The sequence below is a fragment of the Microbacterium tumbae genome (assembly GCF_054780175.1).
Genome location: NZ_BAAGWV010000004.1, coordinates 269,342 through 290,626, shown reverse-complemented (window position 1 = coordinate 290,626; position 21,285 = coordinate 269,342). Strand labels below are relative to the sequence as shown.

General features: G+C 69.4%; 21 protein-coding genes and 1 tRNA gene. 12 read left to right on the top strand and 10 right to left on the bottom strand.

From position 1 onward, the window contains the following. Positions 1-16 precede the first annotated feature (16 nt). From ACYVGQ_RS16350 to ACYVGQ_RS16330, 5 genes are read right to left on the bottom strand one after another with little or no spacing between them, the layout of a single operon-like run. Complete coding sequence (locus ACYVGQ_RS16350; protein ID WP_460785740.1) at positions 17-943, bottom strand: ribokinase; 927 nt, start codon at positions 941-943, stop codon at positions 17-19. Beyond that, positions 940-1,794 (bottom strand): carbohydrate ABC transporter permease, encoded by an 855-nt coding sequence (locus ACYVGQ_RS16345; protein ID WP_460785739.1) that lies wholly within the window; start codon positions 1,792-1,794, stop codon positions 940-942. The genes ACYVGQ_RS16350 and ACYVGQ_RS16345 overlap by 4 nt, the downstream gene beginning before the upstream one ends. After that, a complete protein-coding gene (locus tag ACYVGQ_RS16340; protein ID WP_460785738.1) occupies positions 1,787-2,740 on the bottom strand; it encodes a carbohydrate ABC transporter permease in 954 nt (317 codons plus the stop codon). Before ACYVGQ_RS16340 ends, ACYVGQ_RS16345 begins: the two co-directional genes overlap by 8 nt. Further along, entirely contained in the window at positions 2,737-4,047 is a 1,311-nt protein-coding gene (locus tag ACYVGQ_RS16335) for an ABC transporter substrate-binding protein (RefSeq protein WP_460785737.1), read from the bottom strand. The genes ACYVGQ_RS16340 and ACYVGQ_RS16335 overlap by 4 nt, the downstream gene beginning before the upstream one ends. Positions 4,048-4,090: 43 nt before the next feature. Further along, entirely contained in the window at positions 4,091-5,041 is a 951-nt protein-coding gene (locus tag ACYVGQ_RS16330; RefSeq protein ID WP_460785736.1) for a nucleoside hydrolase, read from the bottom strand. A 205-nt stretch (positions 5,042-5,246) separates the two neighbouring features. Between ACYVGQ_RS16330 and eno the strand changes: the two genes are divergently transcribed. The 5 genes from eno to ACYVGQ_RS16305 are packed head-to-tail and all read left to right on the top strand — an operon-like array spanning position 5,247 to position 10,459. After that, the gene (eno, locus tag ACYVGQ_RS16325) at positions 5,247-6,527 is read left to right on the top strand and encodes a phosphopyruvate hydratase (protein ID WP_460785735.1); all 1,281 of its coding nucleotides are present in this window, start codon (positions 5,247-5,249) and stop codon (positions 6,525-6,527) included. A 43-nt stretch (positions 6,528-6,570) separates the two neighbouring features. After that, on the top strand, positions 6,571-7,116 hold the full coding sequence (locus ACYVGQ_RS16320) for an FtsB family cell division protein (protein WP_460785733.1): 546 nt from the start codon (positions 6,571-6,573) through the stop codon (positions 7,114-7,116). 36 nt (positions 7,117-7,152) lie between these two features. Continuing rightward, positions 7,153-7,674: a DUF501 domain-containing protein gene (locus ACYVGQ_RS16315; RefSeq protein WP_460785732.1), complete on the top strand. Its 522-nt coding sequence runs from the start codon at positions 7,153-7,155 to the stop codon at positions 7,672-7,674. Then, positions 7,671-8,963, top strand: a complete 1,293-nt coding sequence (locus ACYVGQ_RS16310; RefSeq protein ID WP_460785731.1) for a S8 family serine peptidase — start codon at positions 7,671-7,673, stop codon at positions 8,961-8,963. The genes ACYVGQ_RS16315 and ACYVGQ_RS16310 overlap by 4 nt, the downstream gene beginning before the upstream one ends. Before the next feature lie 35 nt (positions 8,964-8,998). Further along, positions 8,999-10,459 carry an NAD(P)/FAD-dependent oxidoreductase gene (locus ACYVGQ_RS16305; RefSeq protein ID WP_460785730.1) on the top strand — a complete coding sequence of 487 codons (1,461 nt, stop codon included), beginning with the start codon at positions 8,999-9,001 and terminating at the stop codon, positions 10,457-10,459. Between the two features lie 126 nt (positions 10,460-10,585). Here ACYVGQ_RS16305 and ACYVGQ_RS16300 read toward each other — a convergent pair whose 3' ends face one another. Further along, the gene (locus ACYVGQ_RS16300) at positions 10,586-11,248 is read right to left on the bottom strand and encodes a TetR/AcrR family transcriptional regulator (RefSeq protein ID WP_460785729.1); all 663 of its coding nucleotides are present in this window, start codon (positions 11,246-11,248) and stop codon (positions 10,586-10,588) included. 226 nt (positions 11,249-11,474) lie between these two features. On the opposite strand from ACYVGQ_RS16300, the gene ACYVGQ_RS16295 reads away from it, so the two are divergent. Beyond that, positions 11,475-12,098 carry an NADPH-dependent F420 reductase gene (locus tag ACYVGQ_RS16295; protein WP_460785728.1) on the top strand — a complete coding sequence of 208 codons (624 nt, stop codon included), beginning with the start codon at positions 11,475-11,477 and terminating at the stop codon, positions 12,096-12,098. 2 nt (positions 12,099-12,100) lie between these two features. Further along, positions 12,101-12,835, top strand: a complete 735-nt coding sequence (locus tag ACYVGQ_RS16290; protein ID WP_460785727.1) for an SDR family NAD(P)-dependent oxidoreductase — start codon at positions 12,101-12,103, stop codon at positions 12,833-12,835. A 129-nt stretch (positions 12,836-12,964) separates the two neighbouring features. On the opposite strand, the gene ACYVGQ_RS16285 is transcribed toward ACYVGQ_RS16290, so the two are convergent. Next, a tRNA-Leu gene (locus ACYVGQ_RS16285) sits at positions 12,965-13,037 on the bottom strand. 53 nt (positions 13,038-13,090) lie between these two features. On the opposite strand from ACYVGQ_RS16285, the gene ACYVGQ_RS16280 reads away from it, so the two are divergent. From ACYVGQ_RS16280 to ACYVGQ_RS16270, 3 genes are all read left to right on the top strand, one after another. Beyond that, positions 13,091-14,323 carry an alanine racemase gene (locus ACYVGQ_RS16280; protein ID WP_460785726.1) on the top strand — a complete coding sequence of 411 codons (1,233 nt, stop codon included), beginning with the start codon at positions 13,091-13,093 and terminating at the stop codon, positions 14,321-14,323. Continuing rightward, a complete protein-coding gene (locus tag ACYVGQ_RS16275; protein WP_460785725.1) occupies positions 14,320-15,633 on the top strand; it encodes a D-arabinono-1,4-lactone oxidase in 1,314 nt (437 codons plus the stop codon). The genes ACYVGQ_RS16280 and ACYVGQ_RS16275 overlap by 4 nt, the downstream gene beginning before the upstream one ends. 71 nt (positions 15,634-15,704) lie before the next feature. Then, positions 15,705-16,271, top strand: coding sequence for a LemA family protein (locus tag ACYVGQ_RS16270; RefSeq protein WP_460785724.1), 567 nt, complete (start codon positions 15,705-15,707; stop codon positions 16,269-16,271). A 252-nt stretch (positions 16,272-16,523) separates the two neighbouring features. Here the strand turns inward: ACYVGQ_RS16270 and ACYVGQ_RS16265 are convergent, their stop codons facing one another. Continuing rightward, positions 16,524-17,777, bottom strand: a complete 1,254-nt coding sequence (locus ACYVGQ_RS16265) for a winged helix-turn-helix domain-containing protein (protein ID WP_460785723.1) — start codon at positions 17,775-17,777, stop codon at positions 16,524-16,526. 51 nt (positions 17,778-17,828) lie between these two features. Between ACYVGQ_RS16265 and ACYVGQ_RS16260 the strand changes: the two genes are divergently transcribed. Continuing rightward, complete coding sequence (locus ACYVGQ_RS16260; RefSeq protein ID WP_460785722.1) at positions 17,829-19,028, top strand: AI-2E family transporter; 1,200 nt, start codon at positions 17,829-17,831, stop codon at positions 19,026-19,028. Beyond that, positions 19,025-20,254: a threonine ammonia-lyase gene (ilvA, locus tag ACYVGQ_RS16255; protein WP_460785721.1), complete on the top strand. Its 1,230-nt coding sequence runs from the start codon at positions 19,025-19,027 to the stop codon at positions 20,252-20,254. The genes ACYVGQ_RS16260 and ilvA overlap by 4 nt, the downstream gene beginning before the upstream one ends. A 39-nt stretch (positions 20,255-20,293) precedes the next feature. Here ilvA and greA read toward each other — a convergent pair whose 3' ends face one another. Both greA and ACYVGQ_RS16245 read right to left on the bottom strand, forming a co-directional pair. Further along, positions 20,294-20,782, bottom strand: a complete 489-nt coding sequence (greA, locus tag ACYVGQ_RS16250) for a transcription elongation factor GreA (protein WP_460785720.1) — start codon at positions 20,780-20,782, stop codon at positions 20,294-20,296. Between the two features lie 77 nt (positions 20,783-20,859). Further along, complete coding sequence (locus ACYVGQ_RS16245) at positions 20,860-21,246, bottom strand: DUF4307 domain-containing protein (RefSeq protein WP_460785719.1); 387 nt, start codon at positions 21,244-21,246, stop codon at positions 20,860-20,862. Positions 21,247-21,285: the final 39 nt, after the last annotated feature.

Here is a 21,285-nt window from a genome sequence, read left to right as displayed (position 1 = left end):
CCCGGCGTGGACGTGCTCAGGACGCCCGTGCCGGGGCGAGGTCGGACTCCCGCGCGTAGGACGCCTGCGCACCCGGCCGGGTCACCGAGTAGCTTCCGGAGCGTACGCCGTGCTCCACCGCGGCATCCAGCGCCCGGCCGTTCGCCAGAGCGGCGGACAGCGCGCCGACGAAGGCGTCGCCGGCCCCCGTGGTGTCGACCACCGGCACCTGCTCGGTGATCGGCACGATGCCCGATCTCGGACCGTCTGTCCACACTGCACCTCCTGCGCCGATCGTGACGACCACGCTGCGCGGGAGAGGACGGATCGCCCTGGCCGCGCGCATCGCGTCGTCGGGTGATCGTACCTCGATCCCGGTCAGCGCCGACGCCTCCGCCTCGTTGAGAACGAGCGGGTCCGCGCGGGAGAGGACATCCTCCGGGAGCGTGATCACGGGGGCGAGGTTCAGCACCACGCGCGTCGTCTCCGCCGCGCGGACCGCGGCCGTCACGGTGTCCGCGGGGATCTCCGCCTGGATCACCAGGATGGTGCCCGCAGGCGAGCGCCTCACCACGCGCTGGACCTTCGCCGGTGAGAGGCGGAAGTTCGCCCCGGAGACCACGGCGATCGAGTTCTCGCCGCGATCATCCACCCAGACGAAGGCGCGACCTGTGTCGGCATCGTGCAGCACGGTCACGTCCGAGACCTCGACGCCCTCCGCGCGCAGCTCGCGCAGCAGCAGTGCGCCGTCCGAATCGTCGCCGACGCAGCCGACGAAGCTCACCGACGCGCCGAGACGCGAGGCGGCGACCGCCTGGTTCGCCCCCTTGCCGCCGCAGGTATTGCTCATGCTCTGCGCGAGCACGGTCTCCCCGGGCGCGGGCAACGCGGGCACACGGACGAGGTAGTCGCGATTGGCGCTGCCGACGACGAGCACGGGATGGGAAGGATGCGTGTGGTTCATTTCTCTCCGCTCGCGACGGACAGGCCGCCGAAGGACTTCTGCAGCGCGAACATCAGCAGTGCCGGGATGAGCGACAGGATCACCGCGCCGGCGAAGTGCTGCCCGAAGCTCGCGCTGTGCTCGCCGAACGTCTGAGCCAGGGCGACCGGGGCCACCTGCAGATCGCTGTCCGAGACCACCAGGAGGGGCCAGAGGAATGCTCCCCACTGGCCGAGGAAGATCAGAAGCGCCGAGTTGACCAGGGAACCGCCGCCGAGTCGCCAGTAGATCGAGGCGAAGATCCGCGGCTCAGACGCCCCGTCGATCTTCGCGGCCTCCCGGTAGGACGAGGGGATCGACAGGAAGTGCTGACGCAGGTTGAAGATCGCCAATCCATTGCCGATGCCGGGGAGTACGAGGCCGACGATCGTGTTGGCCAGTCCCCAGCTCGTGAACTGCTGCGAGAGCGGGATCGCGACGGCTTCGAACGGGATCATGAACCCGACCACGATGACCGCGAACACGACGCCCCGTCCCGGGAAGCGCAGCACGGCCACCGCATAGGCGGCCAGAGCGCAGACGACGGTGCCGATCGCCACTGAGATCAGGCAGATGAGGAGGGAGTTGACCAGCGACCGTCCGAACGGGCCGAAGATCATCGCGGCATAGTTGTCGAAGGTCACCGAGGACGGGATCAGGATCCGCCAGCTCAGCGGCGAGAGGGAATCGAAGATCTCGGATCCTGGGCGCAGCGATCCGGCCAGCAGCCAGAGAACCGGGATGACGAAGATCGCGCTGACCAGAACCGCGGCGGCGGTGAGCGGCCATGACGGACGTGTCCATCGCGCTCGGCGGTAGGTCGTTTCACTCATCCGAGACTCCTTGGCGGTCTTCGCGCAGGAGCGCGAACTGGGCGGCGACGAAGACGAGCATGATCAGCGTGAGGATCACGACCTCCGCCGAGCCGAGGCTCTTGTCGCTGTATGTGTAGGTCGTCCGGTAGGCGTCGAACATGAGCATGGTCGTGGAGTTCTCCGGTCCGCCTCCGGTGAGCATCTGAACAGGGACGAAGAGGACGAAGTTGGCGACGGTGTCGGCGACGAGCACGAACAGGAGAGGGCGCTTGAGGAGCGGCAGGGTGATGGAGAAGAAGGTCCGGACGGGCCCGGCGCGATCGAGTCTGGCCGCCTCGTAGTACTCGTCGGGGATCGTCTCGATGCCGGAGATGAGGAACAGCATCCAGTACCCGACGCCCACCCAGGTGGCGACGATCATGATCGAGGCCAGCGCCTGTTCGGGCGACGTGAGGAACGGCTGGCTGCCGATGCCCAGCGCCTCGAGCAGCGCGTTGAGGGGACCGTCCGGGCGCATCGCGATGCCCCACACGATGGAGGATCCGACGATCGGGATGGTGGCGGGGATGAAGATCAGGGTGCGCCACAGCATCTTCGCCCTGATCCTGCGCGTGACCAGCACGGCGATCATGAGCGCGATGATGACCTGCGCCGGGTTGATGATGAGGTTGAAGACGAGGGTGCGCAGCACGGTCTCGCCGAAGGCGGCGCTGCCGAACAGCTCGAGGTAGTTGTCCGCGCCGGTGAACTCCGGCTCCTTGAGCCCGCCGGGGAACGCGGTGTGCAGTGACGACCAGAATGCGCCGATGGACGGCGCGATCCTCATCGTGATGATGGCCAGCAGCGCCGGGGCGATGAAGGCCACGGCCCATGCCGCCTCGCGGCGACGTCCGGTGCGGCGCCGGGGTCCGGGGGACGGACGGGCGTCCGTCCCCCGGACCTGCGCGAGTTCGCGAACGCTCACTGGTACTTCGCCCACGCCGTCTCGAGCTCGGCGCTCGCCGCGGCCAGAGCCTTCGCCGGATCCGTGCCGTTCTTCACGTCGGAGTACGCCCGTCCGAGGATCTCCTCGAACTCGACGTATCCGATGGTGGACAGACGCGGCACGGCTGTATTCTGCGTCTCGTAGTCGATGAGAGCGGCCGCGTCCTGGCCGGCGGGCGAGGCGAAGACGTCGCGGCCGTAGTAGGACTCCTTGCCCTCCGCGCTGACCGGGAGCTCGGGCGAGGGGAAGTTGACCGCATAGCCTCCGCCGTTATCGATCGACATCCACTTCATGAAGATCGCGGCGGCCTCCTTCTCGTCCGAGAACGGGCTCATCGCGAGAGACCAGGATCCGGTCGGCGTGACCGGATCACCGCCGTCGAAGTAGGGATGCGCGGCGACGCCCCAGTCGACGGAGGCGCCTGTGAGGTTCGGCACGAGCCACGGCCCCTGCACGAAGTAGGCGACGTTCCCGGCCAGGAACTCCTCGGAGCTCTGCTCGGAGTTCACGGCCTGCGGGGACAGTCCGTCGGCGAAGATGCTGCCGTACCAGGTGAGCGCGTCGACCCAGGCATCAGTGGTGATGTCCGGGGTGAGATTGCCGTCGCCCGCGCCGCCGGCGGAACCGCCCAGCGAGACGGCCAGGGGCTCGAGCTGGTAATACCGATCCGGCTGGCCGAAGAGGATGCCGTACTTCGCCCCGCCGTCCACGGCCTGCGCGGCGACCTCGCTGAGCTCCTCCCAGGTCATGCGGTCCTCGGGATCGGCCGACGGGTACGGGATGCCCGCCTGATCCAGAAGGGCCTTGTTGTAGTAGAGCAGCTGAGTCGAGTTCGCGATCGGCAGTGCCCAGAGGTCTCCGTCGTAGGAGCTCGACTCGACGGGGGCCTCGTCGAGGACGCCGATCTCGTCGGCGAACTGCTCGGTGAGCGACTCGGTGAATCCGCGGGATGCAAGGGTGGCGATGCGCGGCTGATCGGCCCAGTACACGTCGGGATTGCCGTCCTTGTTCCCGATGCGCGCATCCAGGATCGAGTTGAGCTGATCGAAGGGCACCGCTTCGTACTCGACGGTGATGCTCGGGTGCGCCGCTTCGAATGCGTCCATCACCTCCAGGATCCCGGTGTCCTCCGCCTGGTGGCCGAGGACCTGGATCGTCGCCGTCGGATCCTCCTCCGGCAGAGCCCAGGCGTCGCCGTCCGGGGATGAGGGGTCTGCCGTGCATCCGGCGAGGACCATGGATGCCGTGCCGAGGGCGGCGACGGCGGCGATACTGCGTCTTTGCATGTTTCTGCCTTTCTCGGGTGTTGCGTTCTGGTGCGGGTACGGGTCAGAGAGAGTCGATGCGACCGACGAAGTATCGGGTGAAGCCGTCCACGTCCACGTCGACGGCGACTCGTGCGTTGGCGGCGGGGGAATCCTCGGAGAGCAGGAAGTCGGCGATCGACATGCCGCGACCGACCGGGTCGTCCGCAACGATGTCGACGCGCGCATCGCGCCAGGTGAGCAGATCGGGCCGGCTGATCGCCGCGACCGCCAGCGGATCGTGCATCGCGCAGGATCCCAGTGATGCGATGTCGCCGGGGTGCCGCTGCGCGTTCGCGTCGATCCAGGCGAGCGTCGAGTCGCCGGCGAAGGTGCCGAAGCTGCGACCGCTCGCCGCCATCTGCGCGGCATGCTCGCGCGTCAGACGCACACGGTTCGTGACATCGAGTCCCACCAGGCGCAGCGGCGCCCCCGAGCGCAGCACGGCGCGTGCGGCGAGCGCGTCGACCCAGAAGTTGAACTCGCCCGGCATGCCGACCTTGTTCGTCTGCTGCAGGTAGACGCCGCCCATGACGACGATCTCCTTGACGTGCGTCGCGACGCGGGGGTCCAGGGCGATGGCTGCGGCGACGTTGGTGAGGGGGCCGATGGCGATCACGGTCACGTCGCCGGGCGAATCGACGACCCGGCGGGCGATCTCCGCGGCGGCGTATCCCGGGGCGGCGACGTGGTGGCCGAAGGCGGTGCGCGTGGAGTCGGAGGCCGAGCGTAGCCGATCGGGCTCCGCCAGCGGAGCCCCTGCTCCGCGGACGACGGGGATGTCCTTGCGACCGAGGCGCTCCAGCAGCTCGGCGGCGAGATATGTGCCCGACTCCACGTCGATGTTGCCGTTGACCGTCGTGACGAGCTCCAGATCGAAGACATCGTCGGAGAGGATCAGCGCGAGCGCGAATCCGTCGTCGATCTCCGATCCGGGGACGCCCATCGCCATGTCCGTGTCGAGAATGATCCGCATTCGAACTCCTTCGTTCAATTCGTGTTGACGGTAGTGTGACACGTGTTGAATAGGAAGTGCAAGAGCCTCCTCCCGTCCAGAGCCCCACGGAGCGGCTGAAGGGATCGCGCTCGCCGTCGTCGTGTGACGGGCAGGTTACGCGGCTAGACTGGCGGCGGATCGACGACGCTCCACCACCACCTTTCCCTGAGCAAGGAGCACATTCGTGGCACTGATCGAGGCTGTAGGCGCACGCGAGATTCTCGACTCGCGCGGCAACCCGACCGTCGAGGTGGAGGTGCTCCTCGATGACGGCATCGTGCAGCGCGCCGCCGTCCCCTCCGGCGCATCCACCGGTGCGTTCGAGGCGTATGAGCTCCGCGACGGGGATGAGAGCCGCTACGGCGGCAAGGGCGTGCTGAAGGCCGTCGAGGCCGTCATCGATGAGCTCGGCCCTGCCATCGAGGGCGTCGAGGCCAGCGAGCAGCGCATCGTCGACCAGATCCTCATCGAGACGGACGGCACGGAGAACAAGCAGCGCACCGGTGCGAACGCGATCCTCGGTGTCAGCCTCGCGGTCGCCAAGGCCGCGGCCGACAGCGCCGACCTGCCGCTGTTCCGCTACATCGGCGGCCCGAACGCGCACGTGCTGCCGGTCCCGCTGTTCAATGTCATCAACGGCGGCGAGCACGCGGACAACGGCATCGACTTCCAGGAGTTCTTCCTCGCCCCGATCGGCGCCGAGACCTTCTCCGAGTCGCTGCGCTGGGGCACCGAGGTCTATCACGTGCTCCGTGGCGAGCTGAAGGCCGCGGGCTTCGCGACGGGCCTCGGCGACGAGGGCGGGTTCGCCCCCGATCTGCCCAGCAACCGCGAGGGCCTCGAGTTCCTCATCAAGGCGATCGAGAAGGCCGGCTTCACTCCTGGCTCCGACGTCGCCGTGGGCCTGGACGTCGCCGCCACCGAGTTCTTCAAGGACGGCGTGTACACCCTCGACGGCAAGGCGCAGAGCGCTGACGACCTCATCACGTTCTACGCCGACCTGGTCGACTCCTTCCCCGTCGTGACGATCGAGGACGCCCTCGCCGAGGACGACTGGGATGCCTGGAAGGACCTCACCGACGCCATCGGCTCGAAGGTGCAGCTCGTCGGCGACGACCTGTTCGTCACCAACCCGACGCGCCTGCAGCAGGGCATCGACCGCGGCGTCGCCAACGCGCTGCTGGTGAAGTTCAACCAGATCGGCTCGCTGTCCGAGACCCTGGACGCCGTGAGCCTGGCCACCGGCAACGGCTACCGTTCGATGTGGTCGCACCGCTCCGGCGAGACCGAGGACACCACGATCGCCGACCTCGCGGTCGCGACGAACGCCGGTCAGATCAAGACCGGTGCGCCGGCTCGCTCCGAGCGCGTCGCGAAGTACAATCAGCTTCTGCGCATCGAGGAGGAGCTCGGCGACGCGGCGGTCTTCGCCGGCCGCTCCGCCTTCCCGCGCTTCCAGGCCTGACCTGCGAGCGCGCGCGATACATCGAACCGACTGAGGGGGAGCCATGGCGAGGCGTCCGGCTCCCCCTTCGTCGTCCCCCCGGAGGGCGAGCCCCGCTGCCGCGGCGCGGCGTGCCGGATCCGGCAGAGGCGGCGCCGAGGACAAAGGCCCCGCGCGCACGGTCGACGTGCGGGAGTGGGCCTCCGGCATCCGTCTCTCCGCCTTCTCCGCGATCATGCTGTCGCTGGTCGTGCTGGGGGCGTGGGTCCTCGTGCCGACGCTGGGCACCTACATCGACCAGCGGCAGAAGATCGCCGCGCTCGAGCAGGCCGTGCAGGTCTCCGAGGACGAGATCGCCGCGCTCGAGAAGGAGCAGGAGCGCTGGGACGACCCGGCCTACATCGTCACGCAGGCCCGCGAGCGGCTGTACTTCGTGAAGCCGGGCGAGGTCGTCTATCTCATCGACGACGATCTCGACGTCGCCGACCTTCCGCAGGAGCAGGGTCCGGTCAGCGATGCTCTCGAGGAAGGCGCCGCGGATTGGATGGCGCAGCTGCTCCGCAGCGTCGCGGGAGCGGGGCTCGCCCAGACGGCCGTGGAGGCGCGGTAGGGGTTCTGCCAGCATCCTCTCCCGTAACCTGGAGACGTGACGACACCGCCCTTCGACCCGCCGACGCCCGCCGAGATCGCCGTGCTGACCGCCCAGCTCGGCCGCCCCGTGCGCGGGGTCGTGGGGATCGCCGCCCGATGCGTCTGCGGCAATCCGACCGTGGTGTCGACCTCGCCGCGGCTTCCGGACGGCACGCCCTTCCCGACGTTCTACTACCTCACCCATCCCGCCGCGACCGCGGCGATGTCCACGCTGGAGGCCACCAGGGTGATGCCCGAGCTCGCCGCCCTGCTCGATGAGGACGAGGACGTCGCAGCCGCCTACCGTGCGGCGCACGAGGCGTATCTGGCCGACCGTGCGCTGTTCGGGGATGTCCCGGAGATCGACGGCGTCTCCGCCGGCGGGATGCCGACGCGCGTGAAGTGCCTGCACGCACTGGCCGGGCATGCGCTGGCGGCCGGCCCTGGCGTGAATCCGATCGGCGATGCGGCGCTGGCCCGTTCGAGCTGGTCGCCCGAACGATGCCAGTGCGAGAGTCCTGGCGCGGCGATCGCATGATCGACCGCAGGATGCTGCGCAGCGCCGTCGCCCTCGCGACGGTCGCGGCATCCGTCCTGCTCGCCGGAGCCACCGCCACTCCCGCCCCGGTGGCGGACGATCCCACCGATCCGATCCGCGCGGCGGAGTACTGGCTGGACGGCGCGAGCATCCGTCAGGCCTGGCAGGCGACCCGAGGCGAGGGCGTCACGATCGCAGTGATCGACACCGGGATCGCGACGGTCCCGATCTTCGACGGCGCCGTCATCGGCGGGACGGATGTCTCCGGCACCGGGGCATCCGACGGACGGACGCCCGTCGGCACGGTCGACGTCGACCACGGCTCGTGGGTCGCCTCGCTCGCGGCGGGTCGCGGTGCTGCGGACGGCACCGGGATGATCGGCGTCGCACCCGAAGCCGATCTGCTGTCGATCTCGGTGAACTTCGGCGCCGCGGCGTCCGTGCCGTTCGCCGAGCAGATCGCCGACGCGATGCGCTGGGCCGTCGACGAGGGCGCGGACATCATCAACCTCTCGTTCACGACGAACACGCTGGACTGGGACGAGAGCTGGGACGACGCCTTCCTGTACGCCTTCGAGCACGACGTCATCGTGGTCGTCGCAGCCGGCAACAGGGGGAGCGGGACGAGCATCGTCGGGGCTCCGGCGACGATCCCCGGCGTTCTCACGGTGGGGGGCGTCGATCAGCACGGCGAGGCGAGCATCGAGGCATCGACGCAGGGCATCACGATCGGCATATCGGCGCCCAGTGAAGGACTTCTCGGCGTCTCGGCCGACGGCACGCTCGCGGACTGGAGCGGCACGAGCGGTGCGGCGCCCATCGTCGCCGGCGTCGCGGCGCTGGTGAAGTCGGCCCATCCCGATCTGGATGCCGGCAACGTCATCAACCGCATCCTGAAGACGGCGCTGCCAGCTCCTGGCGCTACGAAGGTCCCCGACGCGATCTACGGCTACGGCCTCATCGATGCGAACGCCGCCGTCACGGCGAAGGTGGCCGAGGTCGACGCCGATCCCGCCGCCGACCTCGCCGAGTGGATCAGACTGTACCGGCGCGCCGACTCGGAACCGGCGCCGTTGCCTACCGTCGGCCCGGTCGAGGTCGACCCTCTGCCGGCCGCGGATCCCCCCAGCGCGGCGAGTTCCCCGCTTCTTCCCAGCGCCGATTCACTGCGCTACGGTACCCTGCCGCTCATCGCGCTCACGGTCCCTGGTATCCTGGTAGCGCTAGGCGTCATCGCAGCTGCCCGGCGCATCCGTTCGGCGCGCGCGCAACGCACGCCTGCACCCTGACAAGGAGTTGTCCCTCTGTGCCTGAGAACAGCACTGTGCCCAAGATTCTGATCGTCGGTGGTGGCTACGCGGGTTTCTACACGGCGTGGAAGCTCGAGAAGCACCTCCGCAAGGGCGAGGCGGAGGTCACCATGGTCGACCCGCTGCCGTACATGACGTACCTGCCCTTCCTCCCGGAGGTCGCCGCCGGCTCCATCGAGCCGCGCCACGCGGTGGTCGCGACCCGCCGGCACCTGAAGCGGACGAACGTCGTCTCGGCGAAGGTCACCAAGATCGATCACGCGAACAAGGTCGCGACGATCACGCCGACCCAGGGCGAGCCCTACGAGTTCGCCTACGACCAGATCGTCGTCACCGCCGGCTCCGTCTCGCGCACCTTCCCGATCCCAGGCATCGCCGACAACGCGATCGGCATGAAGTCGATCGAGGAGGCCGTCTGGGTCCGTGACAAGCTGCTGTCGAACTTCGACAAGGCCGCCGCCCTACCCGCGGGGCCCGAGCGCGAGCGTCTGCTGACCGTCGTCGTCGTCGGCGGCGGCTTCGCCGGCATCGAGACCTTCGCCGAGCTGCGCTCCTTCGCCTCGGCGCTGCTGAAGCGCTATCCGCAGCTCTCGTTCGACGAGACGCACTTCCACCTCGTCGAGGCGATGGGCCGCATCATGCCCGAGGTCTCGCTGAAGACCAGCGAATGGGTCCTGAAGGATCTCGCCAAGCGCGGCGCGAACGTGCACCTGGACACCCAGGTCACCGGTGCCGTCGACGGCAACGTCGAGCTCTCCACGGGTGAGGTCATCCCGACCGACATCATCGTCTGGACCGCCGGCGTCATGGCGAACCCCGGCGTGGTCCGCGCCGGGGATCTCCCGGTCGAGGAGCGCGGCCGCATCCGCGCCCAGGCCTCCCTGCGCGTCGTGGACGCCGATGGCAACGTCGTCGAAGGCGCCTGGACCGCCGGCGACGTCTCGGCCGTCCCCGACCTGACCGGCGGCGGCGTCGGCGGCTTCTGCGTGCCGAACGCACAGCACGCGGTCCGCCAGGCCAAGCGGCTCGCGAAGAACCTCGTCGCCGTGCTCCGCGGCGAGGAGCCGGTCGACTACATCCACAAGAACCTCGGCGCGGTCGCGGGCCTCGGCCTGGGCACCGGAGTCTTCCAGTCCGGCAAGATCGCGATCAAGGGCTTCTTCGCCTGGGTCGCGCACCGTGGCTACCACGGCCTCGCGATGCCGTCCTGGGAGCGTAAGTTCCGTGTCCTGTGGGGCTGGTGGAACAACCTGTGGCTCGACCGCGACATCGTGAACCTCGAGAAGGTCCAGCAGCCGCGCGCGTTCTTCGAGGAGTTCGCCTCGCGTCCGCGTCCGGCTGCGGACGCTCCGGCGGCCGCGCCTGCCGAGGAGAAGGCGGAGAAGGCTCCGGCGAAGAAGGCTCCGGCCCGCAAGCCCGCGGCGAAGAAGGTGGCCGAGAAGGCCGCCGAGACCGCTGAGGTCGCCGCGAAGTAGGTCTTGCTGCGAATGCCCCGTCCGCTCGAGCGGACGGGGCATTCGTCGTCTGCGCGGTGCTCTGCGACGATTCGCGGATGCGATGGCGGATAGCGGACGCCCCCGGAGGAGCGCGGCGCCCGTGATCTATTCCGCCGTGCTGAGACGGACCATCGCGTCGTAGAGCTGTCTTTCCGTCATCGGCGGCTCGGGGAGCGGACGCGCTCGCTCGGCTCGGTAGGCGTCGAGCATGAGGTAGAGGCTGCGCCGCCACGCACCCGGCGCCGTGGCGGTGGTGGCATCGATCATCCGGCCGTTGGACCAGATGAGGTTGACGATGTCGGCCAACGCGATGTCGGGGCGCACCCGACCGGCGTCTTGGGCGCGGGTGAGCACATCCTCGATCTGTCGGCACATCTGGTCGTGGATGCGCTCGGTGTCGGCGCTGCCGGGGAATCGGCGGGAAAGGAAGTCGTTGAAACCTCGGTCTCCGGCTTGCACGCGGAACAGGTTCTCCAGGTAGGAGACGAATCCATCCCACGGATCATCGATCTCCAGGGCCTCGTTCGATCCGTCGGCGAACTCTCGAAGCCGAGGCTCCAGGGCAGCCAGGAGCAGGTCCAGTCGAGTCGGAAAATGGCGGTACAGGGTTCCGATGGCGACGCCCGCGTCGCGTGCGATCCCCTCCAAGGAAGCGTCCACACCTCTGGCGGCGAACTCTCGTCGCGCCGCGGCGATGAGCCGGTCATGGCGCTCTTGCGCATCGCGGCGCCAAGGCCCTCGCGTCCGCTCGACGTCGCTGATGCTCACCCGGCCGATTCTACTGCGCAAGCTGAGGGCATCCTCCGTCTCGGGCAGGGGGTCCCGGCACGGTGTCAGGAACCAGAGGCCTGCCGCGATTCTGCATCATCGCGGGAATACATGAGGTACCCCTCCGGTTCATGTCAATAACCGGAGGGATACCTCACCTTGTGCCTCCACCCGAGCGCACGACGAGAGCCCCCGGCCGATCGATAGAGACACGAAGGAGCACGGTATGAGCAGCATCAGCATCATCGGAGCGGGGAACATGGCCAGCGCCATCGGCGCCCTGGCCCTCGAAGGCGGCAACACCACCGAGGTCATCGGCCGGGATCCGGCGAAGACGGCAGCCCTCGCCCGTGCCCTCGGCGGCGCCACGGTCGGCACCTGGGGCGCCACCCCCGCCGGGGACATCGTCATCCTCGCTGTGCTGTTCGAGAGCGCCGTGGAGGTCGTCAGCGAGTACGGGGACGCACTGGCCGGCAAGATCGTCGTCGACATCACGAACCCCTTCAGCCCCGCCGGCAACGGCCTGGCCGTCCCTCACGACACCTCCATCGCCGAGCTGGTCGCCGAGGCGGTCCCTGCGAGCGCTCACGTCGTCAAAGCGCTCAACACCCTCTTCCGTGACGTCCTGGCCACTGGCGGCCCGCGGGACGTGTTCGTGGCCGGCGACGACACGCAGGCCAAGGCGAGTGTGTCCGCGTTCATCACGAGCCTCGGCCATCGCCCGCGGGACGTCGGCGACCTGAGCATGGCGCACTGGCTGGAGGGAGCGAGCCTGCTGGAGATGGGGCTCGCCCAGCACGGCTTGGGATTCAACCTCTCCCTCGGCGTCGACCTCGAAGGGGTGAAGTAGTCATGGGAAAGCTTGATGGAAAAGTCGCGGTCATCACCGGCGCGACGAGCGGAATGGCACTGGCCGGCGCGAAGCTGTTCGTCGACGAAGGAGCTCACGTCTTCATCACCGGTCGACGACAGGACGCACTGGACGAAGCCGTGAAGTCGATCGGCCGGAACGTGACCGGCGTGCAAGCCGACGCGGCCGACCTCGATGACCTCGACCGGCTCTTCGACACGGTCAGGCAGGAGAGGGGCACGATCGACGTCCTCTGGGCGAGCGCCGGGGGCGGGGAGCAGAGCGGGCTCGGCGAGATCACCGAGCAGCAGTTCGACGCCGCCTTCGACCTCAACGCGAAGGGCACGCTGTTCACGGTCCAGAAAGCACTGCCGCTGTTCAACGACGGAGGCTCGATTCTCATGACCGGCTCGAACGCCTCGCTCCGGGGCTACCCCGCCTGGAGCGTATACGCCGGAAGCAAAGCCGTGCTCGCCGCATACGCACGAGTGTGGGTGGCCGAGCTGCGAGACCGGAAGATCCGCGTGAACGTGCTGACCCCCGGTTCGGTCGCCACACCGATGATGGGCGACGTACTCAGCCCAGAGTTGAGGACGACGTTCGAATCCGTGATCCCCCGGCGAGAGATGGGCCGCCCCGAAGAGATCGCATCGATCGCGTTGTTCCTCGCCTCCGACGACTCGAGCTACGTCAACGGCATGGAGCTGGTCGCCGACGGCGGCACCACCGTGATCTGAGCGCGGCGGCACCGGTGATGAACGAGATCGCCTCCGACATTCGTCGCGAAGACGACTGGCAAGACCCTTCGGGGAGGTTTGAGGACCGACCCGCTAGATGGAGGCTGCGCACAGGGCTCGGACTCCTCGTGCCCCCGGTCGGATTCGAACCGACACTGCGGCGAGTTTAAGTCGCCTGCCTCTGCCGTTGGGCTACGGGGGCGCGCACTCACAGCCTATCCGCGGATGCCGCGGCGGAAGCCGTAGGGTGGGGGAGTGCTCGATCTGATCGCAGGCCCGACGACACCCTCCGCCCGAGGATGGGAGGATCCGGCGCGCTGGTGGCCGCGATTGACCGAGGCCACCGCCCATCTGCCGGCTCCCGTCGCCGTGATCGATCTCGCGGCCCTGCGTCACAACGCGATGGACATGCTCGTGCGCGCGGGAGGCATCCCGATCCGGGTCGCCTCCAAGTCCGTGAGAGTGCGCGCGGTGGTGGACGCCGTGCTGCGGATCCCCGGTTATCACGGCATCCTCGCGTTCACGCTCGCCGAGGCGCTCTGGCTCGCCGAGGAGCACGACGACGTCGTCGTCGGCTACCCCACCGTCGACAGGGCGAGCCTCGAGCGGCTGGTCCACGACGAGATCGCGGCCGCTCGGGTGACCCTCATGGTCGACGATCCGAGCCACCTCGACCTCGTCGACAGCATCGCCGCCCCCGGCTCCCGTGCCGAGATCCGCGTCGCCGTCGACGCCGACGCCTCGTGGCGTTCGAGCGCCCTCGGTCACATCGGCGTGCGCCGTTCGCCCCTGTACACGGCGGCGGATGTCGCCCGCTTCGCGCGCCACATCGCCGGTCGCGCCGGCTTCCGCCTGGTAGGTCTGCAGATGTACGAGGCGCAGATCGCCGGTCAAGGCGACAACGCCGGCCCGGACGCGCCGGTCATCCGGTTCGCGCAGGCGCGCTCGAGGGAGGATCTCCTGCGGCGCCGTGCCGAGATCGCGACCGCCCTCAGCGACGTCGCCCCCGTGGAGTTCCTCAACGGGGGCGGCACTGGCTCCCTGGAGTTCACCGGCAGCGACGAGTCCGTGACCGAGGCGACGGCGGGCAGCGGTCTCCTCGGCGGGCACCTGTTCGACGGCTACCGCTCGTTCCGGCCCGCTCCGGCCTCCGCGTTCGCTTTCGACGTGGTGCGCAGACCCGCTGCCGACATCGCCACCGTGCTCGGCGGAGGGTGGATCGCGTCCGGACCGGCGGTCGCCTCCCGCCAGCCGCGTCCGGTGTGGCCGGCCGGCCTGCGCACCCTGCCGCGGGAAGCTGCGGGCGAGGTCCAGACGCCTCTGCAGGGTCGGGCCGCATCCGGGCTGAATCTCGGCGATCGCGTCTGGTTCCGTCACGCCAAGAGCGGGGAGCCCGCCGAGCGCGTCCTGGCGTACCAGCTGGTGGACGGCGACGCCGTCGTCGACGAGCTGCCCACCTACCGCGGCGAGGGGAAGGCGTTCCTGTGACACGATCCGGCGGAGTCTGGCAGAACTGGGGACGGTCGGCTTCGATCCGTCCGGCGCGCGTCGAGCGCCCGCGGACCCCTGAGGGCGTCCAGCGCGCTGTGCAGGCCGCGGCGGCGCAGAAGCTGGCGATCAAAGCGATCGGGGCGGGCCACAGCTTCACGGGCATCGCGGTCGCGCCGGGCGTGCTGCTCGAGCTCGACGACATGCAGGGACTGGTGTCGGCGGATACCGAGACGGGGCGGGTCACGCTCCTGGCCGGCACGCGGTTGCACCGCATCCCCGCGCTCCTGGCTCCGTACGGGCTGGCGATGGAGAACCTCGGCGACATCGACCGCCAGTCGATCGCGGGCGCGATGTCGACGGGCACGCACGGCACCGGCGCACGCTTCGGCGGCATATCCGCCCAGGTCGTCGGCGCCGTCCTGATCACCGCATCCGGCGAGTTCCTGCGCGTGAACGAGAAGGAGAACCCCGAACTGCTGCCGGCCGTCGCGCTGGGCCTCGGCGCGCTCGGGATCCTCGTCGAGGTCACGCTCCAGTGCGTTCCGGCCTTCGTCATGCACGCGATCGACGAACCGGCCCCGCTGGAGGACATGCTCGCCACGCTGTCCGACCGCTCCGAGGCCTCGGACCACTTCGAGTTCTACTGGTTCCCGCACACCGATGTCGCGCTCACCAAGCGGCAGGAGCGCCTGCCGGAGTCGACCAGGCGCGAGCCGCTGCCGGTCGTCGGACGATGGATCGATGAGACGCTGCTCTCGAACGGCGTCTATCGTGCGGTGTGCGCTGCCGGCCGGTTCGTGCCGGGGATCACCCCGCCGTTCAACCGCCTGGCCGTGCGGCTGACCGGAGACCGGGAGTACACCGAGCTCTCGCACCGCGTGTTCACGCAGCGCCGCACCGTCCGTTTCCGGGAGATGGAATACGCGCTCCCCGCGGAGAACGTCGTACCGGCCTTCCGCGCCCTGCGGGCGCTCATCGAGAAGCGCGGCTGGCGGATCGAGTTCCCCGTCGAGGTGCGCTTCGCCGCCCAGGACGATCTGTGGCTGTCCACCGCGCACGGCCGGGCGAGCGGCTACATCGCCGTGCACCGCTACTGGCGTGCGGATCCGACCGAGTACTTCAATGCCGCGGAGCAGATCATGCTCGAGCACGGCGGACGTCCGCACTGGGGGAAGCTGCACACGCTCGACGCGGAGCAGCTCCGCGAACGGTACCCGCGCTTCGACGACTTCGTCGCGCTGCGCGACCGTCTCGACCCGGAACGGCTCTTCGGCAACCGGTACCTCGAGCGCGTGCTGGGGTCGTGAGTCGCACCCAGTCCACGTGCAGACTGCGCGGCTAGGATGAGACCAAACACGGCTCGAGGGGGTTGCCTTCCATGGAATGGCTCATTCCAGTTCTGATCGTCGTCGGCGTGATCGTCATCGTCGGCATCTATCTGTGGGCGACGTACAACTCCCTCGTCCAGCTGAACGTCCGCGTCGACGAGGCGTGGAGCGGAATCACGGTGCAGCTCAAGCGCCGAGCCGACCTCATCCCCAATCTGATCGAGGCGGTCAAGGGGTACGCCTCGCATGAGAAGGCCGTCTTCGAGAACGTCACCCGTGCGCGCGCCGAGACGATCTCGGCGAGCTCGCCGGGGGAGGCGGGTATCGCAGAGGGACATCTCCAGCAGGCGCTGAAGAGCCTGTTCGCGGTGGCGGAGGCGTACCCGCAGCTGCAGGCCAGCCAGAACTTCCTCCAGGTGCAGCACGCGCTCGTCGACACCGAGGACAAGATCCAGGCTGCGCGGCGCTTCTACAACGGCGGCGTCCGTGAGCTGAACACGAAGATCAAGGTGTTCCCGAACAACCTGTTCGCCCGTGGACTGGGCTTCTCCGAGCGCGAGTTCTTCGAGGTGGCGGACAGCACCACCATCTCCGAGCCGCCTCGCGTGCAGTTCTGACGGTCGTCTCCGTTTCCGTTCGTCGAGCGGGGACGTGCGGGTCGTCTCCCTTCTTCGTTCGTTGAGCGAGGACGGCGCAGCCGACCGAGTCGAAACGGGGTTCGTGTGGGGGGCGTTTCGACTCGCCTTCGGCTCGCTCAACGAACGGGTGAGGAGCCGGCTCGTTCAATGAGCGGGTGAGGAGGTGGCTCGTTCAATGAACGGGTGAGGAGGTGGCTCGTTCAACGGGCAGGGGTGACACGGGCGGTTGTCTTAGGAAGCGGGGGCGGCGGGCGCTGAGGCGTGCACGTGCCGCTCGGCCCGCAGGACGGCGGCGATCGCATCGGTCGCGTCTCCCCACAGGGACACCGTGATGCGTTCCAGGCCCTGCCAGGCCGCTGCGCGCGCCAGCTCCGCGGCGATGCGCGGGGCATCCTCCTCCGGCCGCGACTGCGGCTCCCACCACGCCGACTGCACGCGCAGCGTCGACTCGGCGCGATCGGCCTTGAGGTCGACGCGTGCGACGATGCGGTCTCCGACGAGCACCGGCAGCGAGTAGTAGCCGTAGCGGCGCTTCTCCGCGGGGACGTAGATCTCGATCCGGTAGTCGAGGTCGAAGGCGCGCAGCGCCCGCTCCCGGAACCAGACCACGGGATCGAACGGCGTCAGCAGCGCTGCAGCATCCACCCGGCGCGGCAGAGCCGCTTCGCTGTGCCGCCACGCCGGAACAGGGCGCCCGCCGCGCTCCCAGCCGCGCACGTCGACCGGCGCGAGCTCGCCGGCGTCCACGAGCTCGCCGATCGCCCGCTGGACGCCCGCGCGGTCGCGCAGCCGGTGATAGTCGGCCAGGTCGGAGGCGGTGGCGACGCCGGTGGCCCTCGCCGCGCGCCGCACGAGCTCGCGGAAGGCCTCCTCGCGGGAGACGCTGCGTGCGAGGATCTCAGCCGGGATCACCTGCTCGGCCAGCGCATAGCGCCGCTCGAAGCCCCGCCGGCCGCTGATGGCGACGTCGCCCGTGCGCCACAGGTGCTCGAGCGCGAGCTTGACGTCGTCCCAGTCCCACCACGTGCCGCGCTCGCGCGGAGCGTCCTCGCGCAGGTCCGCCGGACGCAGCGGACCCCGGGCGCGCAATTCATCCTGAACCCAGGACAGAGTGCGCCGGTTGCTGCTCGGCCAGGAGTCCGCAGCGGCCCAGCGTCGGCGGAAGTCCTCCATCCTGAACCCCCACAGCGCCCAGTCGGATGCCGGGACGAACGTCGCCTCGTGCGCGAGGTATTCGACGTAGTGCGTGGCGGAGGAGTGGAAGATCCGCTCGAAGAGCGCCGGGTCGTATGCGCCGAGGCGCGAGAAGAGCGGCATGTGATGGGAGCGCGCGAACACGTTCACGGAGTCGATCTGCAGCACGCCCATGCGCTCCATCGCGCGGTGGATGTGCCGCGACGTCACGGCGGCCGGATGCCGGCGCGTGAAACCCTGCGCCGCCAGGGTCATGCGTCGGGCCTGGGCGGCGCTGAGAGTCTCTGTCACGTGGTCAGCGTATCGACAGCATCCGACATCGTCGTTGCGTAGACTGAGCGGATGAGCGATCCGCAGCCTCCGCGCAAGCGCGAATCGCTGTGGGATCGGCTCACCTCCCCCGAGCGGATCGTGGCGACGGAGAGCGATCACGCCGTTCCCTACGCCCTCCGCGTGACCGCCGGGTACGCGTGGCGCCTGCTTCTGATCGCGGCGGCGGTGGGGGTGATCATCTGGCTGGTCATCCAGCTCAAGCTCCTCGTGATCCCGCTGCTCGTCGGCATCCTCGTCACCGCGCTCCTCTGGCCCGCCTTCGAGGCGATGCTCCGGCACGGTGTGCCGCGCTGGCTGGCGATCGTCGTCTCGCTGCTCGGCACGCTCGCGATCGTGGGGGGCCTGCTCTGGCTGGTGTCCTGGCAGGTCGCCAGGGAATGGGCGGAGGTGCGCGACAGCACGGTGGCCGCCGGCGAGCAGCTGCGCCAGTACCTCATCGACGGCCCGCTGCATCTCTCCGCCGCGCAGATCCAGGAGTATCTCGACGGCGCGCTGGCGATGATCCAGGAGCAGACCCAGACGCTGCTGAACGGTGCGCTGGCCGTGGGCACCACGCTCGGACACGTCGCCACGGGCGCGGTCCTCTCCGCCTTCATCATCCTCATCTGCCTGCTCGCCGACGGCGGCGGCATCTGGCGATGGACGCTCAAGCTCTTCCCCACCCCGGCGCGCCCCGCGGTCGACGGCGCCGCGCGCAACGGCTGGAACACGGTCGTCAACTACGCGAAGACCCAGCTCCTCGTCGCGACGATCGACGCGATCGGCATCGGCGTCGGCGCCTTCTTCCTCGGAGTGCCGCTCGCGATCCCTGTCGCTGTCCTCGTGTTCCTCGGGGCGTTCGTGCCGATCGTCGGCGCCGTGGTCACCGGAGCCTTCGCCGTCTTCCTGGCTCTCGTGTACAACGGCCCGTGGATCGCGCTGTGGATGCTCGTGGTCGTGCTCGCCGTGCAGCAGCTCGAGGGGCACGTCCTGCAGCCGATCCTCATGGGGTCGGCCGTCAAGGTGCATCCGCTCGCCGTGGTGCTCGTCGTCGCCGGCGGGACCATGATCGCCGGCATCCCCGGAGCCCTGTTCGCCGTGCCGCTCGCGGCGTTCGTGAACGTGGTGGCGGTGAGCCTGAGCACGGGTTCCCGGCGCGCGGGGGCCACCCCGAGCGCCGATCTCATCTGGAGTACAGTGCCGCGGGAGCGGAGACGGAGGATTTCATGAACGCAGCCCCGAGCCTGGCCGAGTTCGAGGAGGCCGCGCGGGGGTTGGCGGGAGTGATCTCCCACACGCCGACCCTGCCGTCCAGGGCGATCTCGGACGCCTTCGGCGCCTCGGTGCTGCTGAAGATGGAGAACCTCCAGCGCACCGGATCCTTCAAGATCCGCGGCGCCGCCCACCGGCTGTCCAAGCTGACCGCCGAGGAGCGGGCGCGCGGCGTGGTCGCGGCGTCCGCGGGCAACCATGCGCAGGGCGTCGCGCTCGCGGCCCAGGCCCTCGGCATCCCCGCGACGATCTTCATGCCGCTGGGCGTTCCGGTGCCCAAGCTCCTGGCCACGCGCGGATACGGGGCGGAGGTCGTGCTCGAGGGGGAGACGGTCGCCACCTCCCTGCGGCTCGCGGCGGAGTTCGCCGAGCGCACCGGTGCCGTCCTCATCCACCCCTTCGACCACCGCGACGTGGTGATCGGCCAGGGCACGCTCGGGCTCGAGCTGCTCGACGACGCACCGGACGTCGACACCATCCTCGTCGGGATCGGCGGCGGCGGGCTGATCGCCGGCGTCGCCTCGGCGGCGAAGGCGAAGGCGGCGCAGAACGGCCGGACGATCCGCGTCATCGGCGTGCAGGCGGAGAACGCGGCGTCCACGGTCGCCTCGCTGCAGGCGGGTCATCCCGTCGCGATCGAGACGCGTCCGACCATCGCCGACGGCATCCTGGTCGCGGAGCCGGGCGGCGTGCCCTTCGAGATCATCCAGGATCTCGTCGACGAGGTCGTGACGGTGTCGGACGACGACATCGCGCGGGCCCTGCTGGTCCTTCTCGAGCAGGCCAAGGTCGTCGTCGAGCCGGCGGGAGCAGTCGGCGTCGCAGCCCTTCTGGCCGGCAAGATCGAGCCCACCGGGACGACCATGGCCGTGCTCTCCGGCGGCAACATCGATCCTCTGCTGCTTCAGCGCGTCGTCGCGCACGGCCTCGCGGCCTCCGGCCGCTACCTCACGATCCGCATCCCGCTGCCCGACCGTCCCGGCCAGCTGGCGCGGGTGTCCGAGCTGGTCTCGCAGGCCGGCGCGAACGTCATGGAGGTCCTGCACACCCGGCACGGGCAGGGACTGCAGATCAGCGACGTCATCCTGCAGCTGAGCATCGAGACCCGCGGCGCGGAGCACACCGAGCTGACCCTCGACACGCTCCGGGCCGCCGGGTACGATCCGATCGTCGTCCCGGACTAGCGCCCCGCGCTCCGGCACGAGAGGGGCGCTTCGGTCGGCTCAGCCCGTGTACGTCTCCACGTTCACGATCTCGACCGAGATCGTGCGGCCGTTCGGCGCCTCGTAGGAGGACTTCTCGCCGACCTTGAGGCCGAGGATGGCCTGTCCGAGCGGGCTCGCCTCGCTGTACACGTCGAGGTCGCTGCCGACCGCGATCTCGCGGCTGCCGAGCAGGAAGACCTCCTCGCCGCCGGCGACGACGGCCGTCACCACGGTCCCCGGCTCGACGATGCCGCGGCTGGCCGGGGCCTCGCCGACCTTCGCCGTCTTCAGCAGCTGCTCCAGCGTGCGGATGCGCGCCTCCTGCTTGCCCTGCTCGTCCTTCGCGGCGTGATAGCCGCCGTTCTCCTTGAGGTCGCCTTCCTCGCGAGCGGCCTCGATGCGCTTCGCGATCTCCTCGCGTCCGGTGGTCGAGAGGTGCTCGAGCTCGGCGACGAGCCGGTCGTAGGCGTCCTGCGTGAGGAACGGTACCTGAGCGTCTGCGGACACAGCGTGCTCCTTCTGTCTGACGGGGATATGCCAAGACGCCCCGGCTCTGGCCGGGGCGTCGGTTGTCTGAGGCGAGTCTATGCGACCCAGCAGGAGTTGACCAAACCCGTCGTCGCCTCGGCGACCGTGGCGATCCGCTCCGTGAACGACTGGGTGTGGGCGTCGATCGCCGGCAGTTCGACGATCTTCCAGCCCACCACGCCGAACTCCTCGTCCAGCGCCTCGACGGCGCAGGCGACGTCCTTGCCCTGCGCACCGGAGACCTGGAAAGTCACCTGGACGGTGTAGGCGTCCACCACCTCGAAGCCCAGATCGTCGGCGTCCACGGAGTTCATCGCCTGCACGACCGTCATCCAGCCGTACGCGCCGACGAGCAGCACCACGACGGCGATGCCGATGATCCAGGGGAGCCTTCGGTGCCGGGTGCGCCCATAGCGGGCGTCGAGCTCCTGGGCGGTCGTCACGGGTCGGGTCTCTCGATCGTTAGGCTGGTACATACAGGT

What these genes read in the sequence shown, in the direction of transcription:
- ACYVGQ_RS16350 (WP_460785740.1), bottom strand. Translation starts at nt 943, where the DNA reads ATGAACCACACGCATCCTTCCCATCCCGTGCTCGTCGTCGGCAGCGCC.
- ACYVGQ_RS16345 (WP_460785739.1), bottom strand. Translation starts at nt 1,794, where the DNA reads ATGAGTGAAACGACCTACCGCCGAGCGCGATGGACACGTCCGTCATGG.
- ACYVGQ_RS16335 (WP_460785737.1), bottom strand. Translation starts at nt 4,047, where the DNA reads ATGCAAAGACGCAGTATCGCCGCCGTCGCCGCCCTCGGCACGGCATCC.
- ACYVGQ_RS16330 (WP_460785736.1), bottom strand. Translation starts at nt 5,041, where the DNA reads ATGCGGATCATTCTCGACACGGACATGGCGATGGGCGTCCCCGGATCG.
- ACYVGQ_RS16320 (WP_460785733.1), top strand. Translation starts at nt 6,571, where the DNA reads ATGGCGAGGCGTCCGGCTCCCCCTTCGTCGTCCCCCCGGAGGGCGAGC.
- ACYVGQ_RS16310 (WP_460785731.1), top strand. Translation starts at nt 7,671, where the DNA reads ATGATCGACCGCAGGATGCTGCGCAGCGCCGTCGCCCTCGCGACGGTC.
- ACYVGQ_RS16295 (WP_460785728.1), top strand. Translation starts at nt 11,475, where the DNA reads ATGAGCAGCATCAGCATCATCGGAGCGGGGAACATGGCCAGCGCCATC.
- ACYVGQ_RS16290 (WP_460785727.1), top strand. Translation starts at nt 12,101, where the DNA reads ATGGGAAAGCTTGATGGAAAAGTCGCGGTCATCACCGGCGCGACGAGC.
- ACYVGQ_RS16270 (WP_460785724.1), top strand. Translation starts at nt 15,705, where the DNA reads ATGGAATGGCTCATTCCAGTTCTGATCGTCGTCGGCGTGATCGTCATC.
- ACYVGQ_RS16260 (WP_460785722.1), top strand. Translation starts at nt 17,829, where the DNA reads ATGAGCGATCCGCAGCCTCCGCGCAAGCGCGAATCGCTGTGGGATCGG.
- ilvA (WP_460785721.1), top strand. Translation starts at nt 19,025, where the DNA reads ATGAACGCAGCCCCGAGCCTGGCCGAGTTCGAGGAGGCCGCGCGGGGG.